Genomic DNA, 21,383 nt, shown 5'->3' on the forward strand with positions numbered 1-21,383 from the left:
GGCATGACCTTTATCTTCGAACTGCTCATCGCATTCTTCCTGATCGTATCGGGCATTTTCGGCTTTGTCGGATCATTCGGCATGATCAAGCTGAAAGACCCCATGTCCCGCCTACACGCACCCACCAAGGCAACTACGCTGGGCGTGGGCGGCGTCCTGCTAGCCTCGATCGCGCATTCGGTTTTGCTTGAGGGCAAACTGTCGATGCACGAGTTGTTGATCACGCTCTTTCTGTTCCTGACGGCTCCGATCACGGCCCTTTTCATTGCCAAATGGCACATTCATCGCCATGAAAAGCCCAGCGATCTGCCAGACGCAGGCGAGGATGAGCTTTGGGCCACCCACGCGGTCGAACAGGTCGAGGACGTCCCGGACCACAGTACGAACTGAGACCCATGCACACACCTCTGCTGCCCCTAACCCGCGATCTGGTTCTGATAGGCGGAGGACACACGCACGCGCTGCTACTGCGGAAATGGGGCATGAAACCGCTGTCCGGCGCGCGGGTTACGGTGATAAACCCCGGTCCCACCGCACCCTATTCGGGCATGTTGCCAGGATTTGTCGCGGGTCACTATCAGCGGTGGGAGCTTGATATTGATTTGGTGCGTCTGGCCCGCTTTGCCGGTGCGCGGGTGATACTGGGCGCAGTTGAAGGTATCGACCCGGACACACGCCAAATCCATGTGCCCGGACGCCCGCCGGTGGCGTTTGATGTGGCCTCGGTCAATGTCGGGATCACCTCGGATATGCCAGCATTGCCGGGATTCGCCGAGCATGCCGTTCCGGCCAAGCCGCTCGGCCTCTTCGCCGCGCAATGGCAAAGCTATCTTTCAGGGACGGGCCGCACCTCAGTCGCGGTAATCGGCGGTGGCGTTGCGGGAGTAGAGCTAGTCATGGCGATGGCCCATGCACTGCGTTCCAAAGGACGTGAAGCGCAGGTTACTTTGATCGACAGTGCAACAGCCCTGACAGCGACTGTCCCGAAGGCATCCGCCACCATCCGGCAGGCGATGGCGCACCTGGGGATCGAAGTTCTGGAAAACACATCAATCCAGAAGATTTCTGCGGGCGAAATCGAGCTAACGGACGGTCGCCAGATACCAGCCGATTTCATCACCGGTGCTGCAGGCGCGCGGCCCTATGAGTGGATATCCAATACCGGCCTCGCGCTGCATGACGGTTTCATCAAGGTTAACGCGTCCCTGCAATCCAGTGATCCGGCGATTTTCGCCGCCGGGGATTGTGCCCATCTGTCCGAGAACCCGCGCCCCAAGGCAGGGGTCTACGCAGTGCGCGAGGCACCAATACTGTATGACAATTTGCGCGCCGCGCTAGGGTCTGGGAAAATGCGGCGCTACATGCCGCAGAAGGATTACCTGAAACTCATCTCTCTGGGTGGAAAATCCGCACTGGCCGAGCGCTTGGGAACATCATTCAGCGGGCCGCTCATGTGGCAATGGAAAAACCATATCGATCAGAAGTTCATGAACCGGTTCCGTGAACTGCCCCAAATGCCCACCACCGCATTGCCCCGTCATCACGCAGCAGGGCTGCAAGAGGCGTTGGGAGAAAAACCAATGTGCGGCGGGTGTGGTGCAAAGGTGGGTCGAGGCGCTTTGCAGGCCGCATTGCAGGAGTTGCCGCAGCTCGACAGGCCCGTCATTACACCCCTGCCCGGTGACGATGCGGCGGTGCTGCTAACCGGTGGCACGCGACAGGTTATGACATCGGATCACTTACGCAGCTTCACCACCGATCCCGCCTTGATGACGCGTATCGCCGCTGTCCACGCGCTTGGTGATATCTGGGCAATGGGCGCTCGTCCGCAGGCTGCGACAGCAACGATCATCCTGCCGCGCATGTCAGCTGAGTTGCAGCAGCGCACAATGGCTGAGATCATGCATATTGCCAGCGACGTCATGCACCAAGCCGGGGCTGAGATCGTCGGCGGCCATAGCTCAATGGGTGACGAAATGACCATCGGGTTCACTCTGACCGGGCTCTGTGATGCTGAACCGATCACGCTGGGTGGTGCAAAACCTAATGACGCTTTGATCCTGACAAAGCCGTTGGGCAGCGGTGTTTTGATGGCGGCCGAAATGGCGGGCAAGGCGGAAGGCGCCTGGGTCGCGGCAGCTTTCGCGCAAATGATACAGCCGCAGGGTGAGGCGTCCCGCATCCTGAAAAATGCCCATGCGATGACGGATGTCACCGGTTTTGGTCTGGCGGGTCACCTGCAAGGGGTATGCGAAGCGTCTGGCTGCGGGGCAACCCTGTCTTTGGACGCGATTCCAGCTCTGGAAGGTGCGGCAGAGCTCAGTGATCAGGGCATTCGATCTACAATCTACACCGACAACCGTGCCATCGCCCCAGGCCTTCCGACCGGCGGCAAGGCGGATTTATTATTCGATCCTCAGACTGCGGGAGGTCTCTTGGCGGCCGTCGATGCCAACGAAGCCGAGCAAGTATGCTCGGAACTACGCGCCGCCGGTTACCCTGCCGCCCTGATTGGTCACATCGACGCTACATCGGGCCTGCGTGTTCAAAGCTGATCCAGAACATTCTTGATCCGAGCCACCGTCGCCGACAGCCCGGTATCATCAAGTGACGGTGCCTCAATCTGCGCGATCACTTCGGCACGCTGCGCCTTACGCGATTTGGCATAGGCCGGGTCGTAATGCTGTTCCATCAATGCCTGTGTCAGTCCACGCTTGTCGCCGGCATTGATCAATTCCAGCCAACCATCCACAACCTCATGACCGCGATGAATGCGCAGTGGAGACAATCGATCACGTAGCCGTTCGCTATCCGACAGGATGTCATCGTAGGCAGACACCAGATACGCGGTGCGCGCAGCAATCGGTGCTGTGATCTGGATGCGAGGTGCAGAACACAAGGCCGACCACAGGCTGGGCGGGAGGATCAGGTTTCCGATCTTGGATGATTCTGCTTCAACAACCACCGGACGCGCTGCATCCAGCTCGCCCAAGGAAGCGGCGAGCGCGGATTCGAAGGCTTTCTGACTGGGTTGCCCACCCGGCATTTCGCCCAACAATGAGCCTCGGTGATTGGCCAACCCTTCAAGGTCCAGCACTTGCGCGCCTTGCGCCTTTAGATGGCCCAACAGGTCTGTCTTGGCCGTCCCGGTATAACCATCCAGCGCGACTAATCGATATGGCAACACTTCATCATAGAGGAACTGCTTTACCAGTCGGCGATAGCTGCGATAGCCGCCTTCAACCACCTCGGCGCGCCAGCCGATTTGTTGCAACATCCAGGTAAATGATCCTGATCGCTGCCCGCCACGCCAGCAATAGACCAGCGGTTTCCAGTCGCCCTCATGATGGCTCAGGTGATCCTCGATATGGCCTGCCGCGTTGCGAAACACCAGCGCAGCACCCAGCTTGCGGGCCAGAAACGGGCTTTGCTGGACGTAGATGGTACCGACCCATGCGCGTTCTTCATTGTCCAGAACCGGCAGATTGATAGCGCCCGGCATATGGTCTTCGGCGAACTCAGCCGGGCTACGCACGTCGACAATCGTATCAAACGTGTGGTTGTAGAATTGCTGCAGGCTGGAGACTTTCAAAACCATATCAACGGTCTATCCCGCATGGTGCCGGAAGAAAACCCAAGCCGCTGTTGAAGGTACCAGACCATAATACGGAACAGCCATTGCAAACCATCTTCGCTTGGGTAATGAACCATCGATACTGGTTTCTTATTGGCATGGGACGTGCGCACAAATGGCACAGCAGACCGCAAATTCCCTCAAGAGCAAAGCATTGGCCGATCTGGAGACAGGGAAGTTGCCGCAGGCCTTGAAAAAAGCGCAGCTTGGCATCAAGAAACACCCCAAGGATGCCGATTACCAAGCAATCGCAGGCTTTGTCCTGACCGAGATGAAGCGGTACAAGCAGTCCATTCCACACTTCGCTGAAGCATCGCGAATGAAACCGGACGATGCTCAATTTGTCGAAAACCTCGCCAACGCGTTAATGCAGACAGGTCAAATTCCGCGTGCGCTGTCTTATGCCGAGCAGAAACTTGAACGCTTCCCGAATAACAAAGAACTGGTCCGCGTCATTGATGAAATTCAGCTCAAGGGACAGAATTGGCGCCTGATCATCGACCATACGACGAACAAACTGGAAAAAGACCCTAACAATGCAGATTTGCTTTGGTTGCGGGCCCGCGCCTACGGAGAGGTCGGATTCTCCGATCACAGCTCTCAGGACATTGCCCGCGCTTATGGGATCGCACCTGAAAATGAAAAAATCGCATTGTCGAAAGCCGTAGACTTGTATCAAACGGGCGACAAAGAGGGCTCAAAAACCATTTTGCGCGCTGTACTTGAGAGAAACAAGTTTTGCGCGGCGGCGCTCTACCAAATGTCTCTAATGGTGGACAATGACCATGCCGAGAGCCTTGCGCGTGCTGTCGACACCGCAATTTCAGAAAGTGATCACGCCAACTCGGTGCTTGAATTCGCAAAGGCGCACTTGATCTCCAAACGTGATGGGCTGTTCTCGGCGCTCCCCCACTTTGCGCGGGCCAATGCCATTCAACACAACGTGAATCCGTATGACAGCACGCAAGAAGAGAAACGGTTCAAAGAAATCAGCACGTTTTTTCCCCTGAATGTACCTCCTGCGACTGCAGGCGTAAGCGATGGGCCCAAGCCGATATTCGTAGTCGGACAGCCACGATCAGGCACAACACTGATGGAAATGATGCTTAGTTCGGCACCGGATATCGCCGGCTGTGGAGAGCTGACGATTGCAGGTGAATTATCCCAGAAGGTCAGAGAGAGCGGCAAACCATTTGACGCAGACGCAGCTGCTGAATGTGCAGCAGAGTTTCGCAGGCTGATGCCACCCTTACCCGAAAGCTCGACCGCATTCGTTGACAAGATGCCACACAACTATCAGCGGCTCGGCTTCATAATGTCAGCGTTCCCGAATGCCCGCGTGATCAACATGTTGCGCGATCCAAGGGATGTGGGGCTATCAAAATGGATCAGGCGTTTTCACTCACCGGGTATGCGCTATGCATCCAATCTTGAATCGATTGCCCACTCAGCCAACCTGTACCGGTGCTATCTATCTCATTGGGAAAAGCTGTTCTGTGATCGTATTCTGACGGTTCGATATGAGGACCTGGTAGTCGAACCCAAAACCTGTATCCAGCAAGTCGCCGCCTTCTGCGGTATCGACTGGGATGAGCGGATGATGACCCCTGAGAAAAATACCAGGAAAGTCCGCACCGCCAGCACCGATCAGGTGCGCAAGAAAATCTCAACCGGGTCAATTGGTGGCTGGCAAGAGGTTGCGAATCAAATTCAGCCGATGTTGGATGGGCTGGATCAGGCGTTGTGGCCCGAATACAGGTTCGATTGACCAAGACAAGGCCGCCCCGAGAGACGGCCTTTTTTTGCTTCTCCGGTCACATCACTTCTGTTTGATCCGCCCGTCCAGATAAGGCTGATACGGGGCGTTCTCGGCTAGATACTCCGCCGTAACATCCGCCAGATCAGGCCCGAAATCATAGGCGTTCTTGTCATCACCTGAGAACACAGAGTAACCATCGCCGCCATTGCGGACATAGTTGTTTGTCACCACCAGATATGTCGCAGCTGGATCAATAGCTTCGAAACCGCCGTCCTTGGCGACCATGACCTCAACAATCCGACCCTCATTCGGGGCGACAGAGGGGTCCCAGGTGAAGGTCATGCCGGCCACCTGCGGGAAGCGGCCTTTGACCTCTTCAACTTGGCTCACCCCATTTTCAAGCGCATCGATCACACCCTGACCGCTGATCTCGAAGGTCGAGAGCGTGTTCTGGAACGGCAGAACTGTCAGCACCTCACCCATGGTCACCTCACCCGGATCGATCGAGGCGCGCAGCCCACCCGAGTTCGCAATCGCAATCTGGGCGCCCTGATCGGCAACCCGCGCCAGCATGGCATCCGCAACAAGATTGCCCATCTCACATTCCTGCACGCGACAAACGGACCGGTCGCCTTCAATCGAAGCTGACGCTTCCGCGACAACCTTGTTGCGAATTTCATCCAGCGGTACGGCCAGCTCGGCGATGCGGTCCAGCGCGGCCTGATCCTCGGTCACCGCATTATCCATGATCAGCGGCTCACCCTCTGCGGATACAACATTTCCGTCATCATCGAATGTCACATTCAATTCACCCAGAAACTTGCCATAGGCATAGGCCTGAACGATCTGCACCCCGTTTACGACGGTCGGGTACGGCCCGGCGGCCTTGTCGGATGTGTTCGAAAGATATGTGTTCGAATGCCCACCCACGATCACGTCAACGCCCGTGGTCTCCTGCGCCACGCGCTGATCTACGCCATAGCCTGAGTGGCTGAGAACGATGATCTTGTTCACACCTTCGCCGGTCAGCTTGTCGACCTCAGCCTGAACGGCAGGAACTGGATCAGAGAAGGTGATGTTTGGACCGGGTGACGCGATATCGTGCGTGTCTTCCGGTGTCAGTCCGATCAGTCCGATCTTTTCGCCGCCCACTTCGATCACAGCCGATTTCTTGATCTTGTCGGTCAGCAGTTCCTCATCCGCATAATCGGCGTTGGACATCAGCACCGGGAAATCGACCGAGTCGATGAAGCCGCGCAGCACCTCAGGGCCATCGTCGAATTCATGGTTGCCCACAGTCATGGCGTCATAGCCCAGCTTGTTCATGAACTCAGCCGCAACCTTACCCTTGTAGTAGGTATAGAACAGCGAGCCCTGGAACTGGTCGCCCCCATCAACGAGGATCGAGTTATCGGCCCGTCCGCGGGCCTCTTCGACTGCCGTCACAAGGCGCGCCGATCCACCAAAGCACTTGCCTTCGGCATTGTCTTCGTCGCCACAGGCGCTGTCGTACTTGTTGATCGGTTCAAAGCGCGAGTGGAAATCGTTTGTATGCAGAATCGTAAGCTTGTATTCGGCAGCCGCCATACCGGCGCTGAGTGCCAATACCGCAGCCGAAGCCAGAAAACGGGTGAACATCGTGAAACTCCCTATGATTGTTTTGCGCGATGGTGCGCGTTGCGTGGCGAAGAGTCAAAGGGGGAAATCCGGCTTGATTCTACCCGTCGTGCGGGGCATCAGGACTTCATGCTGATTTACAAGATCTTCCGCGCCGATGAATGGGCAAACCTGCAGGCACAAGGGGCTTCGGATGGTGCACCGATTGATGTGTCGGATGGATATGTTCATTTCTCAACCGCAGAACAGGCCGCTGAAACCGCTGCCAAGCATTTTGCCGGGGTCGAGGGCCTGACCCTCTTGGCCTGTAACAGCCAGGCGATGGGTGACGATCTGAAATGGGAGGCTTCCCGTGGCGGCGCATTGTTCCCCCATCTCTACCGCCAGATTCGAATGTCGGATGTGGTCTGGTCGCGCGATCTGCCCTTTGATGGTCAAACCCACCGGTTCCCGGAGGGGATGGAATGACCCGCTTCATCGACCCGGATCGGGAACAGTTTGAGGCATTCAAAGACCTCAACCGTGACCATCCGATCGAGATGCTCAACCTGGTGAAGTTCCGCGACACAGCACAGTATCCGTCGGATCATCCGCTGGCCAATGCTGGGTTGACCGGAGCGCAAGCCTACCGCAAATACGGGGCAGAGACTGCCCCAATCATCGCCCGCATAGGCGCAACGATCCTTTGGCGCGGTACGTTTCAGACTACGCTTATCGGGCCGCAGGTTGAAGAATGGGACGAAGTGTTTATCGCCCGCTATCCCACCGCCCATGCGTTTCTTGAGATGGTAACCGACCCAGCTTATCGCGCTGCCGTGATGCACCGGCAAGCCGCCGTTGAAACCTCGCGCCTGATCCGCTGCGCGCCGACAGAGGGTGGAGATTCCTTCGGATGAAACTGACCGAAAAACTTGGGCTCGCTGCGCTGCACCGTCTTGACCCGGAAACCGCGCATGGGCTTTCGATCAAGGCCCTGACCTCGGGGCTTGCACCGACGCCTGGGCCGGTCACATCGGACCGACTGAAGACCCGAGTCGCGGGTCTGGATTTGCCCAACCCCGTCGGACTGGCCGCAGGGTTTGACAAAAATGGCGAAGCACTGTTGCCGCTTTCACGCGCCGGGTTCGGGTTTATCGAAGTCGGGGCGGTGACACCCCGTCCGCAGCCCGGCAATCCTAAACCGCGCTTGTTCCGCCTGACCGAAGATCGCGCCGCCATCAACCGCTTTGGCTTCAACAACGAGGGAATGGAGGTCATGGCCGCGCGTCTGGCGCAGCGTCCAAAGGACGCGGTGATCGGTTTGAACCTTGGGGCCAACAAAGACAGTGATGATCGGCCCGGAGACTTCGCAAAAGTGCTTGCCCAATGCGCTGCGCATTTGGACTTTGCCACCGTCAACGTGTCCTCGCCCAATACCGAAAAGCTGCGAGATTTGCAGGGCAAAGCGGCGCTAACTGCGTTGCTGAGCGGTGTGATCGAAACCCGAAACGCCCTGCCCCGCCCGATCCCGATCTTCCTGAAGATCGCCCCGGATCTAACTGAGCACGAATTGCAGGATATCGCCGCTGTCGCCCGTGAAACCGGCGTGGACGCGGTGATCGCCACCAACACCACACTGTCGCGCGATGGCCTGCGCAGTGCGCACAAGGATCAGGCCGGAGGCCTGTCCGGCGCGCCGTTATTCGAGAAATCGACGCGGGTGCTGGCGCAGCTCAGCCATTTGACGGGCGCAGATATCCCGTTGATCGGGGTCGGCGGCATCAGCACGGCAGAACAGGCCTATGCCAAGATCTGCGCCGGAGCGTCCGCAGTGCAGTTCTACACGGCGATGGTCTATGGCGGGATTTCCCTGGCCGCTGACATCGCGCAGGGGCTGGATGCATTGCTGGCACGCGACGGCTTCGCCTCGGTCGCACAGGCGGTGGGCAGCAAACGAGAGGACTGGCTATGATCGAATATTGGCACAATCCGCGCTGTTCCAAATCCCGCGCGGGGTTGGCGTTGCTGCAGGAAAACGACGCAGATCCTGAGGTGCGCAAATACCTCGAAGACGCGCCCTCGGCCGATGAAATCCGGACGGTTCTGGCCAAGCTGAATATCCCGGCGATCAGCATGATGCGCACCGGAGAGAAAACGTTCAAAGAGCTTGGTCTGGCCAAGACCTCGCCCGATGAGGAGCTTGTTCAGGCCATGGCCGAACACCCGATCCTGATCGAACGTCCGCTGGCCATCGCGGGCGACAAAGCCGCTATCGGACGCCCGCCCGAGAACCTGCTGGACTTGCTTTAGGCGATCTGTGCCTCAAGTCGCGGATAGCGCCAACCAAGCGTAAGGCCCCGTGCGATGTTCAACACCATCAGCGCGGCCCAAAGACCATGATTGCCCATCGTCGGCACCAGCACGAACAACGCAACCACGTACAGCGCGACTGACTGGATCATCGCATTACGCATATCGCGGGTCCAGGTGGCCCCGATATAGATGCCGTCGAACATCCAGCTTGCCACTCCGATGACCGGTGCCAGAGCGGCCCAGATCAGATATTCGCGTGCCGTCGCCCGAACATCAGGCGATGTCGACATCAGATCGATCAGCGCGGGCCCTGCCAGGTAAAACACCAGCCCAAGCCCGATGGCCCCGCCAACGCCCCATTGCGAAGCCATGACCGACGCGCGCCGGACCTTCCGGCGGTCGCGAGCACCGACGGCTCCTCCGACAAGAGCTTCAGCCGAGAAAGCAAATCCGTCCAAAGCGAATGCGGTGATTTCGAGAAACTGCAATAACACCTGATTGGCCGCCAAATTCACGTCGCCCAGATCGGAACCGACAAACAAAAACGTGGTGAATGCTCCGGTCAACAGAACCGAGCGCACCATGATATCGCCATTCACCTGCATCATCCGGCGCAGCCGTGCGGCATCAAAAATACGCGGCCAATCCCGCCATTGCTTGCCGCCAAACGCATCACCACAAAGCCACAAACCCAGGGCAAGACCCGTCCACTCGGCAATCAGTGTCGCGATGGCAACGCCCTCGACACCCCAGCCCAGGCCAAGCACGAACCATAGATCCAGCGCTATATTCAGCCCATTCATCCATATCTGCAGGATGAATACACCTCGCGTGCGTTCGACTGCGATCAGCCAGCCTGTCACCGCATAAAGGGCAATCGTGGCCGGAGCGCCCCAGATGCGAATCTCCAGATAGGCGCGCGTCAGAGACTCGACTTCGGCGCTGGCGGGCGACAGTGCAAAAGCTCCAAGGAATACCCAAACCTGCGCGGCAATGAAGACCAATCCTGCTGTTCCGCCCAGCAGCAAGCCTCGCATGAGCAACGCTCCGGTTTCTGCAGTGTCACCTGCACCGCGCGCCTGTGCCGCCAGCCCGGTGGTGCCCATCCGCAGAAAGCCGAAAATCCAGTAGATCGCAGACAGGATCACCGCACCCATGCCCACAGCCCCGATGGGGGCGGCCTGCCCCATCTGACCGACAACGCCGGTATCCACTGCCCCGAGGATCGGTACGGTCGCGTTCGACAGCACGATCGGCAACGCGATTTTCAAAACGCGCCGATGGGTAATGGGCGCTGAGGCGTCCTCCATCCTTAGTCTTTCGATGTCGGAGATTGCGGCATCAGGAAGTGCCCCGTACCTTGCGCAAAGAGTTTGGCGTGATTGTCTTGCCAGGCTTCGACCCGGACAGAGGCATAACGTCGACCCGAGCGGTTGATGAAAGCGCGCGCATAGGCGTCTCGCGGCAGGCCCGACCGCAGGTAGTCGACCGTGAAGTCGATGGTTTTGGGAAAGCGGATATTCACGTCAGTCAGGATGTCCTCCGCACCGATCTCACCGCTTTCAATCCTGGGAAACATATGTTCCCAACTCAGCGTGATTACGGCAGTGACTTCCAGAAACGCCGCTGTCACCCCACCGTGGATAGCGGGTAGAAAAGGATTACCGATCAACTTCTCATCGAAATTCAGAACGCCTGTCAGTTCGTCCCCCCGCCGGTCGAATGTTATATTGAGGAACCGAATATACGGCACACCTTCGACCAGCGCGGTCAATGCGGCATCACGGCGTTGCTTGACCACCTGCATAGGTTCTGGGCGAGGTCTTGCCATCTCAGCGACCCTCCACAGTGAAGGCACCTGAAGCGGTGGCAACGGGACGGTCGCTGTCATCATCCGTCGCCGTCGCCCGCACAAAAGCCACGTTGCGCGTGATGTGATAGCAGGTCGCGCGGGTCCGGATACTTTGACCCGGCGTTGCGGCCCGCATGTAATCAATACGCAGATCGATGGTGGCGGTTCCTCCCGGGGCCGAGGGGTGGCTCATCACTGCGGCACCGCAACAGGTATCCAGCATGGCCGACACAGCCCCGCCATGGATCACGCCAGTCCGAGGGTCGCCGATCAGTTGCTCGTTATAGGGCATCGAGATTTCAGCCTCGCCCTCTCCGATGTGGGTCAGATCAAGCCCCAAGGCCTTGGCGTGCGGAATCGCCTCGATGAATTGCCGCGCTAAAACTGTCTTATCGACCATGGGGTTGGGTCCTGTCCTTGTACCTGCCCCTTTATGGGCCTGCGTTTACACCAAGGGCAAGCCCACCTGTTGCGCTTGCCGCAACGACGCCCTAGGTTGCTGCCAAGGAGACCCGGAATGTCCGACACCCGTTTGTCATTCAAAGAAATGTGCGCCGAGTTCGACGTGACCCCACGCACCCTGCGCTATTACGAATACATCGAATTGCTGCAGCCTGACCGTGAAGGCAGGTCGCGGTTTTACGGGCCTCGTGAATGCGCCCGGATGAAACTGATCATGCGTGGTCGAAAGTTTGGATTTCCTTTGGAAGAGATTCGTCAGTGGCTGCTGATCTACGAGGATCAGGGCAATCAGGCGCAGATGGCGACCTTTATCGAGATGGCCGATCGTCAAATGGAAGAGCTGCGCCAGCAGCGCGCGCAGTTGGATGAAGCAATGGATGCGCTTCAGCAATTGCGCGATCAGACCGTCGGCCTGCTGAAATAGCCCCTTCCCCTACGGCAAGAAAATTGCCGAAACCCCTGCTTACGCGACTGGATGTTACGTCAACTATTTTGTGACGCAGCGTCCGCATTACGTAAACGTCACTTGTGTGTTGTAAAACGCTCATCGACTGCGCAACTCAGATTGCATGACGCCAGTGATGAGAGTTTGAACCATGACCGAAGATCTGCTGACCATCCGCGAAATGTGCGAGACATATGATGTCACGCCCCGCACATTGCGGTTCTACGAGGCCAAAGAGCTTTTGTTTCCGATCCGCGAGGGCCAAAAGCGCTTGTTCACCAAACGGGATCGTGCACGCCTGAAACTGATCCTGCGCGGCAAGCGCTTTGGCTTCAGCCTCGAAGAGATCCGCCAGCTTCTGGACCTGTACCACGTGGGTGACCAGCAGCTGACCCAGATGTCCCGCACTTATGAAATCGCGTGCGAGCGCCTTGCTGACATGGAATCGCGCCGCGAAGAGCTGACGCAGGCCATTGACGAACTAAAAGAGCAGTTGCGCTGGGGCGAAAAGGTTATCGCCTCGATGAAACAGGAAAAGAAGGCCGCCGAATAAGCCCGGCCTTTCGGACATATGAATTAAGGGAGCTTCACATGCCCGTCTATAACGCGCCAACCAAAGATACGCAGTTCATCCTGCACGATGTTCTGAAAGTCTCGCAGTCGGATATCCCCGGCTATGATGAACTGGAGGCCGAGTTTACCGGCGCGGTTCTGGAAGAAGCGGGCAAAGTTGCCACCAATGTGTTGCACCCGCTGAACGTGGTTGGGGACATCGAAGGGTGCCGGTTGGAAAACGGGATTGTGTACACCCCAACAGGTTTCAAAGATGCCTTCGAGCAGATGAAAGAAGGCGGCTGGACTGGCCTCGACATGCCGGAAGAGTATGGCGGCCAGAACATGCCTTATGTGATGGGTACTGCGGTGGGCGAAATGTTCTCGGGCGCGAACCAGGCGTTTGTGATGTATCAGGGCCTGACCCACGGCGCAGCCTCGGCAATCCTCGCGCATGGTTCGGATGAGCAAAAGAACACGTACCTGCCCAACATGGTCAGCTGCGAATGGACCGGCACCATGAACCTGACCGAACCGCATTGCGGTACCGATCTGGGCCTGATGCGCACCAAGGCGGAACCTCAGGGCGACGGTAGCTACAAGATTTCCGGTCAGAAAATCTTTATCTCGGCGGGCGATCACGACATGGCCGACAACATCATTCACCTGGTGCTGGCCAAAATTCCAGGCGGACCCGAGGGCATCAAAGGTGTGTCGCTGTTTATTGTCCCGAAGTTTATCGTGAACGAAGACGGTACTCCTGGCGAGCGTAATGGTGTTTCGGTCGGCAAGATCGAGGAAAAGATGGGCATCCACGGCAATTCGACCTGCGTCATGAACTATGACGAGGCCACCGGCTGGCTGCTGGGCGACGAACACAAAGGCATGCGCGCCATGTTCACGATGATGAACGAAGCGCGTCTGGGTGTGGGCATGCAAGGACTGTCTCAGGCCGAGGCAGCGTATCAAAACGCCGTCGAATACGCCAAAGACCGCCTGCAGGGCCGCGACGTAACAGGTGTGAAGAACCCGGACGGCCCCGCCGATCCGCTGATCGTACACCCCGACATTCGCCGCAACCTGATGGATCAGAAAAGCTTCACCGAGGGCGCACGCGCATTCATCCTGTGGGGCGCAACCATGATCGACAAGGCGCACCGCTCGGGTGACAAGGATGCGGACGGGCTGATCTCGCTGCTGACACCGGTCATCAAGGGCTTCCTGACGGATGAAGGCTACGACATGACCGTTCAGGCGCAGCAGGTCTATGGCGGCCATGGCTACATCGAAGAATGGGGCATGTCGCAATACACCCGCGACGCCCGCATCGCGATGATCTACGAAGGGGCAAACGGCGTTCAGGCGTTGGATCTTGTTGGCCGGAAGCTGGCGCAGGATGGCGGCAAGCATGTCATGGCGTTCTTTGAGATGGTTAAAACCTTCTGCAAGGAAAATACCGGCAAGGATGAAGCTTATGACAAAGCGTTCATCGAACCGCTGAAGGCCGCGTCCAAGGACCTGCAAGCCGCTGGCATGTATTTCATGCAGGAAGGCATGAAGAACCCTAACAACGCGCTGTCCGGTTCGTATGACTTCATGCACATGTTTGGTCATGTTTGCCTGGGCCTGATGTGGGCTCAGATGGCGAAAGCCGCTCGCGAAGCGCTGGATGGTGGCGCCTCGGACAAAGAGTTCTACGAGACCAAGATCAATACCGGTCGCTTCTACATGGCCCGTCGCTTGCCCGCGACAGCCATGCATTTGGCGCGCATCCAAACCGGAGCGGACACGGTAATGGCGCTGGACGCAGCGAACTTCTGATCTCAGTGTGGGCTCGGGCGTCGTAGCCCGAACCCACCCTTGGAGGAGACAAGATGCCAAAACGCTTTCGCCTGACCCGCCGCTTTCCCGTCGCCATGACCGAGGATGGCTATCGCAAACTCCGCGGATTCGCGCGAGAGGCGGGATTGGATGAAGGTGAGGCTTTGTCGTTCCTGTTCGAGAATTTCAATAGCGTGATTGATCACGAGAACCTGACGCACAGATTGCGCATCTTCAACTCCGAGCTGGACGCAAGAAAGCGCTGAACGCGCAATACGCCTTGGGAGGGGCGCCCAAATGACCATCAAACTGCATTGCTTCGGTGAAAGCGGAAACAGCTACAAAGCCGCTCTGGCGCTTGAGATGTCGGGTCTGGAGTGGGAGGCGGTCTTTGTCGACTTTTTCAACGGCGCAACGCGCACCCCTGAATTCCGGGCCGAAGTGAACGAAATGGGCGAAGCACCCGTACTGGTCGATGGCGATTTTCGCACCAGTCAGTCTGGGGCAATTCAGGCCTATGTCACCGAGAAGTCCGGCAAATTCGGCGGCAAGGATCGTGATGAGAACTACGAGATTTTCAGATGGGTTCTGTGGGACAATCACAAGCTTAGCTCAATGGCCGGGCTGACCCGTTTCCTGATTAACTTCCTGCCAGAAAAGCACCGCAACCCGGATGTGATCGCGTTCAATCAGGGTCGCCTTAAGGCTGCTTATCAGACTCTGAACGCCCATCTTGAAGGCCGCGACTGGATCGTTGGTGACGGCGTGACCAATGCTGATATCAGCTGCTGCGGCTACCTCTATTATCCCGAACCATTTGGCTTTGATCGCGCCGACTGGCCCAACATCGATGCCTGGCTGACGCGCCTTTGCGAACAGCCCGGTTGGAAACACCCCTACGACCTGATGCCCGGCAACCCGTCGGATCGAGCTTAAGGAGAAGACCCCATGACCGAAGCCTATATCTATGACGCCCTGCGCACTCCGCGCGGCAAGGGCCGCAAGGATGGCAGCCTGCACGAGGTAACCTCGGTGCGCCTGTCCGCCCTGACCCTGAACGCAATGAAAGAGCGCAATAATCTGGAAGGTCACGCCGTTGAGGACGTGATCTGGGGCAACGTCACGCAGGTGATGGAGCAAGGTGGCTGTCTGGCGCGCTCGGCAGTTCTGGCTTCGGATCTAGATGAATCGATCCCCGGTCTGGCGATCAACCGTTTCTGCGCCTCGGGCATGGAAGCTGTGAACTTGGCGGCAAACCAGGTCAAAGGCGGCGCGGGTGAAGCCTATATCGCAGGTGGCGTCGAGATGATGGGCCGGGTGGCCATGGGCAGCGACGGTGCGGCGATTGCCGTTGACCCGTCTTTGGCGATGGAAACCTATTTTGTGCCGCAGGGTATCTCGGCAGATATTATCGCGACCGAATATGGTTTCAGCCGCGATGACGCGGATGCGCTGGCCGTTGAATCTCAGAAACGCGCTGCAGCGGCGTGGGAGGACAACCGGTTCGAGAAATCGGTCATCACAATCAAAGATCAAAACGGCCTGACCATTCTGGACCGCGACGAATATATGCGCCCCGGAACAGATATGCAGAGCCTCGGCGCGCTGAACCCGTCCTTTGCCATGATGGGTGAACAAATGCCGGGCTTCGACAAGGTTGCGATGATCAAATACCCGCATCTTGAGCGGATCAACCACATCCACCACGCGGGCAACAGCTCGGGCATCGTCGACGGCGCGGCGGCTGTGCTGATCGGCAATAAGGAGTTCGGCGAGAAATACGGCCTGAAGCCGCGCGCGCGCATCAAAGCAACTGCCAAGATCGGCACCGATCCGACCATAATGCTGACCGGTCCGGTTCCGGTGACTGAGAAAATTCTGGCCGACAACGGAATGAAAATCGGCGATCTTGACCTTTTCGAAGTGAACGAAGCCTTCGCCTCGGTCGTGCTGCGCTTCCAGCAGGCGTTCGACGTCGATCCGGCGCTGGTGAACGTGAACGGCGGCTCGATCGCGATGGGTCACCCGCTGGGTGCAACCGGCGCGATGATTATCGGTACGCTGCTGGATGAGCTTGAGCGTCAGGACAAGGAAACCGGTCTGGCCACACTCTGCATCGCATCCGGTATGGGCGCGGCAACAATTATCGAGCGCGTCTGATGCCCAAACTGGATCTTTCTCAGATACCGTTCAAAGGCGGTTCATCTTATCCCGGCAAGTTAGCCGAGGCCACCGCGGGTCGTTTTGTCCAGCGCGTCGGAGATGCAGGCGGGCTGACCCAATACGGGGTCAACATCGTGCGTTTGGAGCCCTCGGGGCTATCCTCGCTGCGCCATTACCACATGGAGCAGGACGAGTTTGCCATCATTCTCAGCGGCAAATGCATTCTGATCGATGATGATGGCGAGCATGAGATGCTGCCCGGTGACTGCGCCGCTTGGCCTGCAGGTGAGGCCAATGGCCATCACCTTGTGAACAAAACCGACACGCCCGCAACCTTTCTGGTGGTGGGCACCCGGACCCCGACCGAGACCGGCTATTACAGCGATATAGACATGATGGTGAAAGATGATGAGAACGGATTCTCTTTCACTCGCAAGGATGGCAGCCCGCTGACGGCTGACCAGATTGGAGATGACAATGACTGATTTCACCCTCAGCAAAGACGCCGATGGCGTCGCCTTCATCACCTGGGACGTTCCCGGCAAATCCATGAACGTCCTGTCGCGCGAGGCCTTCACTCTGGTCGGTGATCTGATCGATCAGGCGCTGGCGGATGATGAGATCAAGGGCATCGTTATCACCAGTGGCAAAGAAGGGTCGTTTGCAGGCGGCATGGACTTGAGCACGCTCGCCACGATCCGACAGGAGGCCGGCGACGAACCCGCGCAGGCACTGTTCGATTTCGTCATGAGTGGCCATAACATCCTACGTCGGCTGGAACTGGCAGGCATGGACCCCAAGTCCAAAAAAGGCGGCAAGCCGGTCGCCTGTGCCATCAACGGCACCTGCGCAGGGATCGGGACTGAGATCGCATTGGCCTGTCATCACCGTGTGATGACCAGCAATCCGAAATCCAAGATCGGCCTGCCTGAGATTCTGCTGGGTATCTTCCCCGGTGGAGGCGGCACCATGCGCTACAGCCGTATGGTCGGCGCAATGGCGGCGGCACCCGTCTTGCTTGAAGGCAAGATGATGGACCCGAAGAAGGCCAAAGGCGCGCAATTGATCGACGCGGTGGCGGATGATCCGGTTGCGGCAGCCAAGGAATGGGTACTGAACGCCAAGGAAGCCGATCTGGTAAAGCCGTGGGATGCCAAGGGCTACAAGATGCCCGGCGGCGCTCCCTACCACCCCGCCGGTTTCATGACCTTCGTGGGCGCAAGCGCCATGGTGAACGGCAAGACCCAAGGTGCCTTCCCGGCAGCCAAGGCTCTACTGAGTTCGATCTATGAAGGCGCGCTGGTTGACTTCGACACCGCCTTGAAGATTGAGGCGCGCTGGTTCACCAATGTGCTCATGAACCCGTCCTCGTCGGCGATGATCCGGTCGCTGTTTCTGAACAAGGAGGCGCTGGAGAAAGGCGCAGTGCGGCCCAAGGACGTGCCCGATCAGCGGGTCAAGAAGATCGGCGTTCTGGGTGCCGGCATGATGGGGGCTGGTATCGCGCTAGTCTCGGCACAGGCCGGGATGGAGGTCGTTCTGATCGACCGCGATCAGGCGGCTGCCGACAAGGGCAAAGCCTATAGCGAAAGCTACATGGATAAAGGGATCAAACGCGGCAAAGCGACGGCTGAGAAGAAAGAAGCCCTGTTGGCCCGTATCACCGCCACGCCCGATCTGGAGCACCTGAAAGGCTGCGACCTGATCATCGAAGCGGTGTTCGAAGACCCCGGCGTCAAGGCTGAAATGACCAAGAAGGTTGAGGCGATCATCCCCGAGGATTGCATCTTTGCGTCGAACACCTCGACCCTACCGATCACAGATCTGGCCAGGGCCAGCGTACGGCCCGAGCAATTCATTGGCATCCACTTCTTCTCACCGGTCGAGAAGATGTTCCTAGTCGAAATCATCAAAGGCAAGGAAACCGGTGATCGTGCTGTCGCCAAGGCGCTGGACTATGTGCGCCAAATCCGCAAGACACCGATCGTGGTCAATGACGCGCGCTTCTTCTACGCCAACCGCTGCATTATTCCTTACATCAACGAAGGTCTGCGGATGATCACCGAAGGCGTCAGCCCTGTTCTGATCGACAATGCGGCGCGTCAGTTGGGCTTCCCCGTAGGACCCATTCAGCTGAACGACGAAACCTCGATTGACCTGGGGGCCAAGATCGCCCGCGCTACTAAGGCAGCTATGGGCAACGCTTACCCGGAAAATCCGGGCGATGATCTGATCTTTTGGATGGAAGAACAAGGTCGTCTGGGTCGCAAGGCCAATGCAGGATTCTTCGACTATGACGACAAGGGCAAACGCGTCGAGTATTGGAAGGGCCTGCAGGACAAATACCCACATGCCGCAAACCAGCCCGACCTGATTGAAGTGCAGGAACGTCTGATGTTCGCGCAGGTTCTGGAAGCCGTCCGTGCGCTGGAAGAAGGTGTTCTGGAAGATATCCGCGAGGGCGACGTGGGTGCGATACTTGGCTGGGGCTTTGCGCCGTGGTCCGGTGGCCCGCTCAGCTGGTTGGACATCATTGGTACGCCCTACGCCGCCGAACGCTGCGATCAACTTACCGAAGCCTATGGTGAGCGCTTTACCTGCCCGCCGCTGCTGCGCGAGATGGCGGAAAAAGGTCAGAGCTTCTATGGCCGCTTCAACCCCGAAGCACAGGCCGCCTGAACAAAGACAGCAGGCGCATGAGCCCATGCGCCTGCTTCATACTCAAACACCTACTATTGCAGCTGCCATTCAGGCCGCAGGAACAGCGCAGGCATATTGGGCCGCCCCGGTCGCCCGGGTCGACGTACGCCCGATGCCGGTCGGATCGGGAAAATTGGCTCTTGCGGAATGGGTGCAGGTAACGCAGCCAACGGGTTGGTTAAAGCCGAAAGGTTCCCTTTGCCGGTCACGGCCTCGATCAGAAGATCGGCATGTTCAGCATCCGCGACTTCATAGGCCTCAGGGTTTCGACTTGACCCGGTATTCATGCGACCGGACGGGCAATAAGCCTGAAATCCGCCCTCGATAAAAACCAGCTCATCCTCGTCAAAGAGTAATGACGTGACATCGAATGACTGCGCAGGCGTGCTGGACTCAATACGCCCCACCCCGCTGAGCGTTCGAGCTGGAATAATCGAAACCCCCTCGATTCCAACACCAAGCTTGCCTTGATCCAATGCCATACCCTGTTCCGGCATCAGCCAGACTGGGCGCCCATTATAAGCTGCTCGGGATGGCACAAGGATCGGCAGATGCTCGGGCCTGCGTTCGTCTCCCGGCACCACGATCCGGTCGACGCAAACGCGCCTCAGTTCTTTGAACCCATGGTCCCGGGTCCGCACCAGATCGCCTGCAACTAGTCTTTCGACCCGTTTCCAGCCCCCTGTTGTGGACACTTTGGTTCCGTGCAGCAATCCCCCACGACGCGCTGATGCGGCCTGTCCCACAAAGGCCTGTCGGCCTTTAACTTCACGTTTCGAATACCCCGAAACACTCACTAACTCTAACACGTGCCGTCCCCCTGTTGGCACCTTCACACAACTCAGAAGGTCTTAGAGTTGTGCCTCAATTGGACTTAGTTTTGCCACATTTGAGGCCAAATTAGGTCAGTTTCGCCGCAATTTACTGGTTTTGAATAAACAAATCAGTATTCCGAGCGAGCTTTGATATGCATTTCGAAACGATGCTATGAGGGATACAAGCCGATTCTATTCCGTTCTTACTGCGCCGCATGCTGTAGCGAGGATAACCGCCGCTCCCGCCACCCAAGCAGCACTCCGGCAGAGGCGATCATGCCAATGCCGATGATTTGCATCTGCCCGACGGACTGCCCAAACGCCACCCAAGCAAAGAACGGGCCAAATATCATGACCGAGTATTCAAAGACTGCGACATATGATGGCTCACCCAGTTGATAGGCTTTGATCAGCATAAAAACGGCAATTGTTGAGCCCACGGCCTGAACCACAACCCAAGGCAACGCGTCTTGCATCGGCCAAACCCAACCGCGCATCGCGAAGCCATCCGGCCCGACTGGCACGCCAACCGGAAACAGGGCAAGCCAGATCAGTCCGATCGCCCCCGCAAGCCCCAGCGTGACAACCATCGCCGCCAGCAGCGCAACAGTGCTTTCATTGGAACAGTGGGTGCGCGTTACAACAGCGCTGAGTGCGTAAAATAAGCCACCAGCGACTGGCAGCAGCGTCTTTACATCAAACGATGTCGGGTCCGGTTGCAATACGCACAGAATTCCCGAAAACCCCAATAAAACAGCCACGATCCGCCAGGGACCTATGCGCTGTTTCAACAAAAGGGCCGAAATCAACAGCACGAATATCGGCGATGTGAATAACCCGGCAAGCGCCTGAGCGATGGGCATCAATGCCAGCGCGCTGAAATAGAAGAGCATCGCCAGCGTGATCAACACGCTGCGCACCGCGACGACACCAATCCGCCGGGGCCTCAAGGTGCCCAAACCCAATATCGACAACACCGCGATCAGCGGCAGCATCAGTAAGGCGCGACTTAGGTGAAACTGCCAAAGCCCCACGCTCTCGGCCACGCGGATCACGAAATTGTCGATCACGCCGATAATGGACATGGCCGCAACCATCAGCAACGACGCCATGATTGAATGGGTTTGTTGTTGTGACTGCATCCGCGCCTCTGCCCTTAATCAGCCCGTTCTGGCCGAAACTTACCCGGCACACTCAGCACATTTCACAAACACTGCGCAACAGGTTTGCGCCGCTGGTTTTCGCCATGCTAAGCTTGGCGCAAAATAATA

At 57.8% G+C, this 21,383-nt stretch carries 22 protein-coding genes; 15 read left to right on the plus strand and 7 right to left on the minus strand.

Going from position 1 to position 21,383, the window contains the following annotated elements; translation table 11 throughout:
* Positions 1-3: 3 nt before the first annotated feature.
* On the plus strand, positions 4-390 hold the full coding sequence (locus ACR0DK_RS00420) for a Na+/H+ antiporter subunit G (protein WP_170401276.1): 387 nt from the start codon (positions 4-6) through the stop codon (positions 388-390).
* Between the two features lie 5 nt (positions 391-395).
* Positions 396-2,555 (plus strand): selenide, water dikinase SelD, encoded by a 2,160-nt coding sequence (gene selD, locus ACR0DK_RS00425; protein ID WP_480734516.1) that lies wholly within the window; start codon positions 396-398, stop codon positions 2,553-2,555.
* On the opposite strand, the gene mnmH is transcribed toward selD, so the two are convergent.
* Positions 2,546-3,598 (minus strand): tRNA 2-selenouridine(34) synthase MnmH, encoded by a 1,053-nt coding sequence (gene mnmH / locus ACR0DK_RS00430; RefSeq protein ID WP_480734518.1) that lies wholly within the window; start codon positions 3,596-3,598, stop codon positions 2,546-2,548. The two genes, selD and mnmH, sit on opposite strands and share 10 nt — an antisense overlap.
* Positions 3,599-3,749: 151 nt before the next feature.
* Here mnmH and ACR0DK_RS00435 point away from each other — a divergent pair, with 151 nt between their 5' ends.
* Complete coding sequence (locus tag ACR0DK_RS00435) at positions 3,750-5,402, plus strand: tetratricopeptide repeat-containing sulfotransferase family protein (protein ID WP_480734520.1); 1,653 nt, start codon at positions 3,750-3,752, stop codon at positions 5,400-5,402.
* Between the two features lie 51 nt (positions 5,403-5,453).
* Here ACR0DK_RS00435 and ACR0DK_RS00440 read toward each other — a convergent pair whose 3' ends face one another.
* A complete protein-coding gene (locus ACR0DK_RS00440) occupies positions 5,454-7,031 on the minus strand; it encodes a bifunctional metallophosphatase/5'-nucleotidase (protein ID WP_170625323.1) in 1,578 nt (525 codons plus the stop codon).
* Between the two features lie 108 nt (positions 7,032-7,139).
* Here ACR0DK_RS00440 and ACR0DK_RS00445 point away from each other — a divergent pair, with 108 nt between their 5' ends.
* The 4 genes from ACR0DK_RS00445 to arsC are packed head-to-tail and all read left to right on the plus strand — an operon-like array spanning position 7,140 to position 9,299.
* A complete protein-coding gene (locus tag ACR0DK_RS00445) occupies positions 7,140-7,478 on the plus strand; it encodes a DUF952 domain-containing protein (protein WP_480734521.1) in 339 nt (112 codons plus the stop codon).
* Positions 7,475-7,906, plus strand: coding sequence for a DUF1330 domain-containing protein (locus ACR0DK_RS00450; protein WP_480734524.1), 432 nt, complete (start codon positions 7,475-7,477; stop codon positions 7,904-7,906). Before ACR0DK_RS00445 ends, ACR0DK_RS00450 begins: the two co-directional genes overlap by 4 nt.
* Entirely contained in the window at positions 7,903-8,961 is a 1,059-nt protein-coding gene (locus ACR0DK_RS00455; RefSeq protein WP_480562356.1) for a quinone-dependent dihydroorotate dehydrogenase, read from the plus strand. The genes ACR0DK_RS00450 and ACR0DK_RS00455 overlap by 4 nt, the downstream gene beginning before the upstream one ends.
* The gene (gene arsC / locus ACR0DK_RS00460) at positions 8,958-9,299 is read left to right on the plus strand and encodes an arsenate reductase (glutaredoxin) (RefSeq protein WP_480734526.1); all 342 of its coding nucleotides are present in this window, start codon (positions 8,958-8,960) and stop codon (positions 9,297-9,299) included. The genes ACR0DK_RS00455 and arsC overlap by 4 nt, the downstream gene beginning before the upstream one ends.
* Here the strand turns inward: arsC and ACR0DK_RS00465 are convergent.
* The 3 genes from ACR0DK_RS00465 to ACR0DK_RS00475 are packed head-to-tail and all read right to left on the minus strand — an operon-like array spanning position 9,296 to position 11,554.
* Complete coding sequence (locus ACR0DK_RS00465) at positions 9,296-10,612, minus strand: MATE family efflux transporter (protein WP_480734527.1); 1,317 nt, start codon at positions 10,610-10,612, stop codon at positions 9,296-9,298. The genes arsC and ACR0DK_RS00465 overlap by 4 nt on opposite strands.
* Before the next feature lie 2 nt (positions 10,613-10,614).
* Positions 10,615-11,133 carry a PaaI family thioesterase gene (locus tag ACR0DK_RS00470; protein WP_170391910.1) on the minus strand — a complete coding sequence of 173 codons (519 nt, stop codon included), beginning with the start codon at positions 11,131-11,133 and terminating at the stop codon, positions 10,615-10,617.
* Between the two features lies 1 nt (position 11,134).
* A complete protein-coding gene (locus tag ACR0DK_RS00475) occupies positions 11,135-11,554 on the minus strand; it encodes a PaaI family thioesterase (RefSeq protein ID WP_010438901.1) in 420 nt (139 codons plus the stop codon).
* Between the two features lie 117 nt (positions 11,555-11,671).
* On the opposite strand from ACR0DK_RS00475, the gene ACR0DK_RS00480 reads away from it, so the two are divergent.
* The 8 genes from ACR0DK_RS00480 (at position 11,672) to ACR0DK_RS00515 (ending at position 19,276) form a co-directional block, all read left to right on the plus strand.
* Positions 11,672-12,040, plus strand: a complete 369-nt coding sequence (locus ACR0DK_RS00480; RefSeq protein ID WP_170391912.1) for a MerR family transcriptional regulator — start codon at positions 11,672-11,674, stop codon at positions 12,038-12,040.
* A gap of 172 nt (positions 12,041-12,212) precedes the next feature.
* Entirely contained in the window at positions 12,213-12,614 is a 402-nt protein-coding gene (locus tag ACR0DK_RS00485; RefSeq protein ID WP_039536426.1) for a MerR family transcriptional regulator, read from the plus strand.
* Positions 12,615-12,652: 38 nt separating this feature from the next.
* Positions 12,653-14,434, plus strand: a complete 1,782-nt coding sequence (locus ACR0DK_RS00490; protein ID WP_480734529.1) for an acyl-CoA dehydrogenase C-terminal domain-containing protein — start codon at positions 12,653-12,655, stop codon at positions 14,432-14,434.
* A 53-nt stretch (positions 14,435-14,487) separates the two neighbouring features.
* A complete protein-coding gene (locus ACR0DK_RS00495; RefSeq protein WP_170391916.1) occupies positions 14,488-14,700 on the plus strand; it encodes a hypothetical protein in 213 nt (70 codons plus the stop codon).
* 31 nt (positions 14,701-14,731) lie between these two features.
* A complete protein-coding gene (locus ACR0DK_RS00500) occupies positions 14,732-15,370 on the plus strand; it encodes a glutathione S-transferase family protein (RefSeq protein WP_480734532.1) in 639 nt (212 codons plus the stop codon).
* A 12-nt stretch (positions 15,371-15,382) separates the two neighbouring features.
* Complete coding sequence (locus ACR0DK_RS00505; protein WP_170420896.1) at positions 15,383-16,594, plus strand: acetyl-CoA C-acetyltransferase; 1,212 nt, start codon at positions 15,383-15,385, stop codon at positions 16,592-16,594.
* Positions 16,594-17,082, plus strand: a complete 489-nt coding sequence (locus ACR0DK_RS00510) for a cupin domain-containing protein (protein ID WP_480734534.1) — start codon at positions 16,594-16,596, stop codon at positions 17,080-17,082. The genes ACR0DK_RS00505 and ACR0DK_RS00510 overlap by 1 nt, the downstream gene beginning before the upstream one ends.
* Positions 17,075-19,276, plus strand: coding sequence for a 3-hydroxyacyl-CoA dehydrogenase NAD-binding domain-containing protein (locus tag ACR0DK_RS00515; RefSeq protein ID WP_480734536.1), 2,202 nt, complete (start codon positions 17,075-17,077; stop codon positions 19,274-19,276). The genes ACR0DK_RS00510 and ACR0DK_RS00515 overlap by 8 nt, the downstream gene beginning before the upstream one ends.
* Positions 19,277-19,329: 53 nt before the next feature.
* Here the strand turns inward: ACR0DK_RS00515 and ACR0DK_RS00520 are convergent, their stop codons facing one another.
* Together ACR0DK_RS00520 and ACR0DK_RS00525 are read right to left on the minus strand one after the other, a co-directional pair.
* Positions 19,330-20,106 (minus strand): Hint domain-containing protein, encoded by a 777-nt coding sequence (locus ACR0DK_RS00520; RefSeq protein ID WP_480734538.1) that lies wholly within the window; start codon positions 20,104-20,106, stop codon positions 19,330-19,332.
* Between the two features lie 209 nt (positions 20,107-20,315).
* Entirely contained in the window at positions 20,316-21,254 is a 939-nt protein-coding gene (locus tag ACR0DK_RS00525) for a DMT family transporter (RefSeq protein ID WP_480734539.1), read from the minus strand.
* Positions 21,255-21,383: the final 129 nt, after the last annotated feature.

Source organism: Ruegeria sp. CE6 (assembly GCF_056537485.1).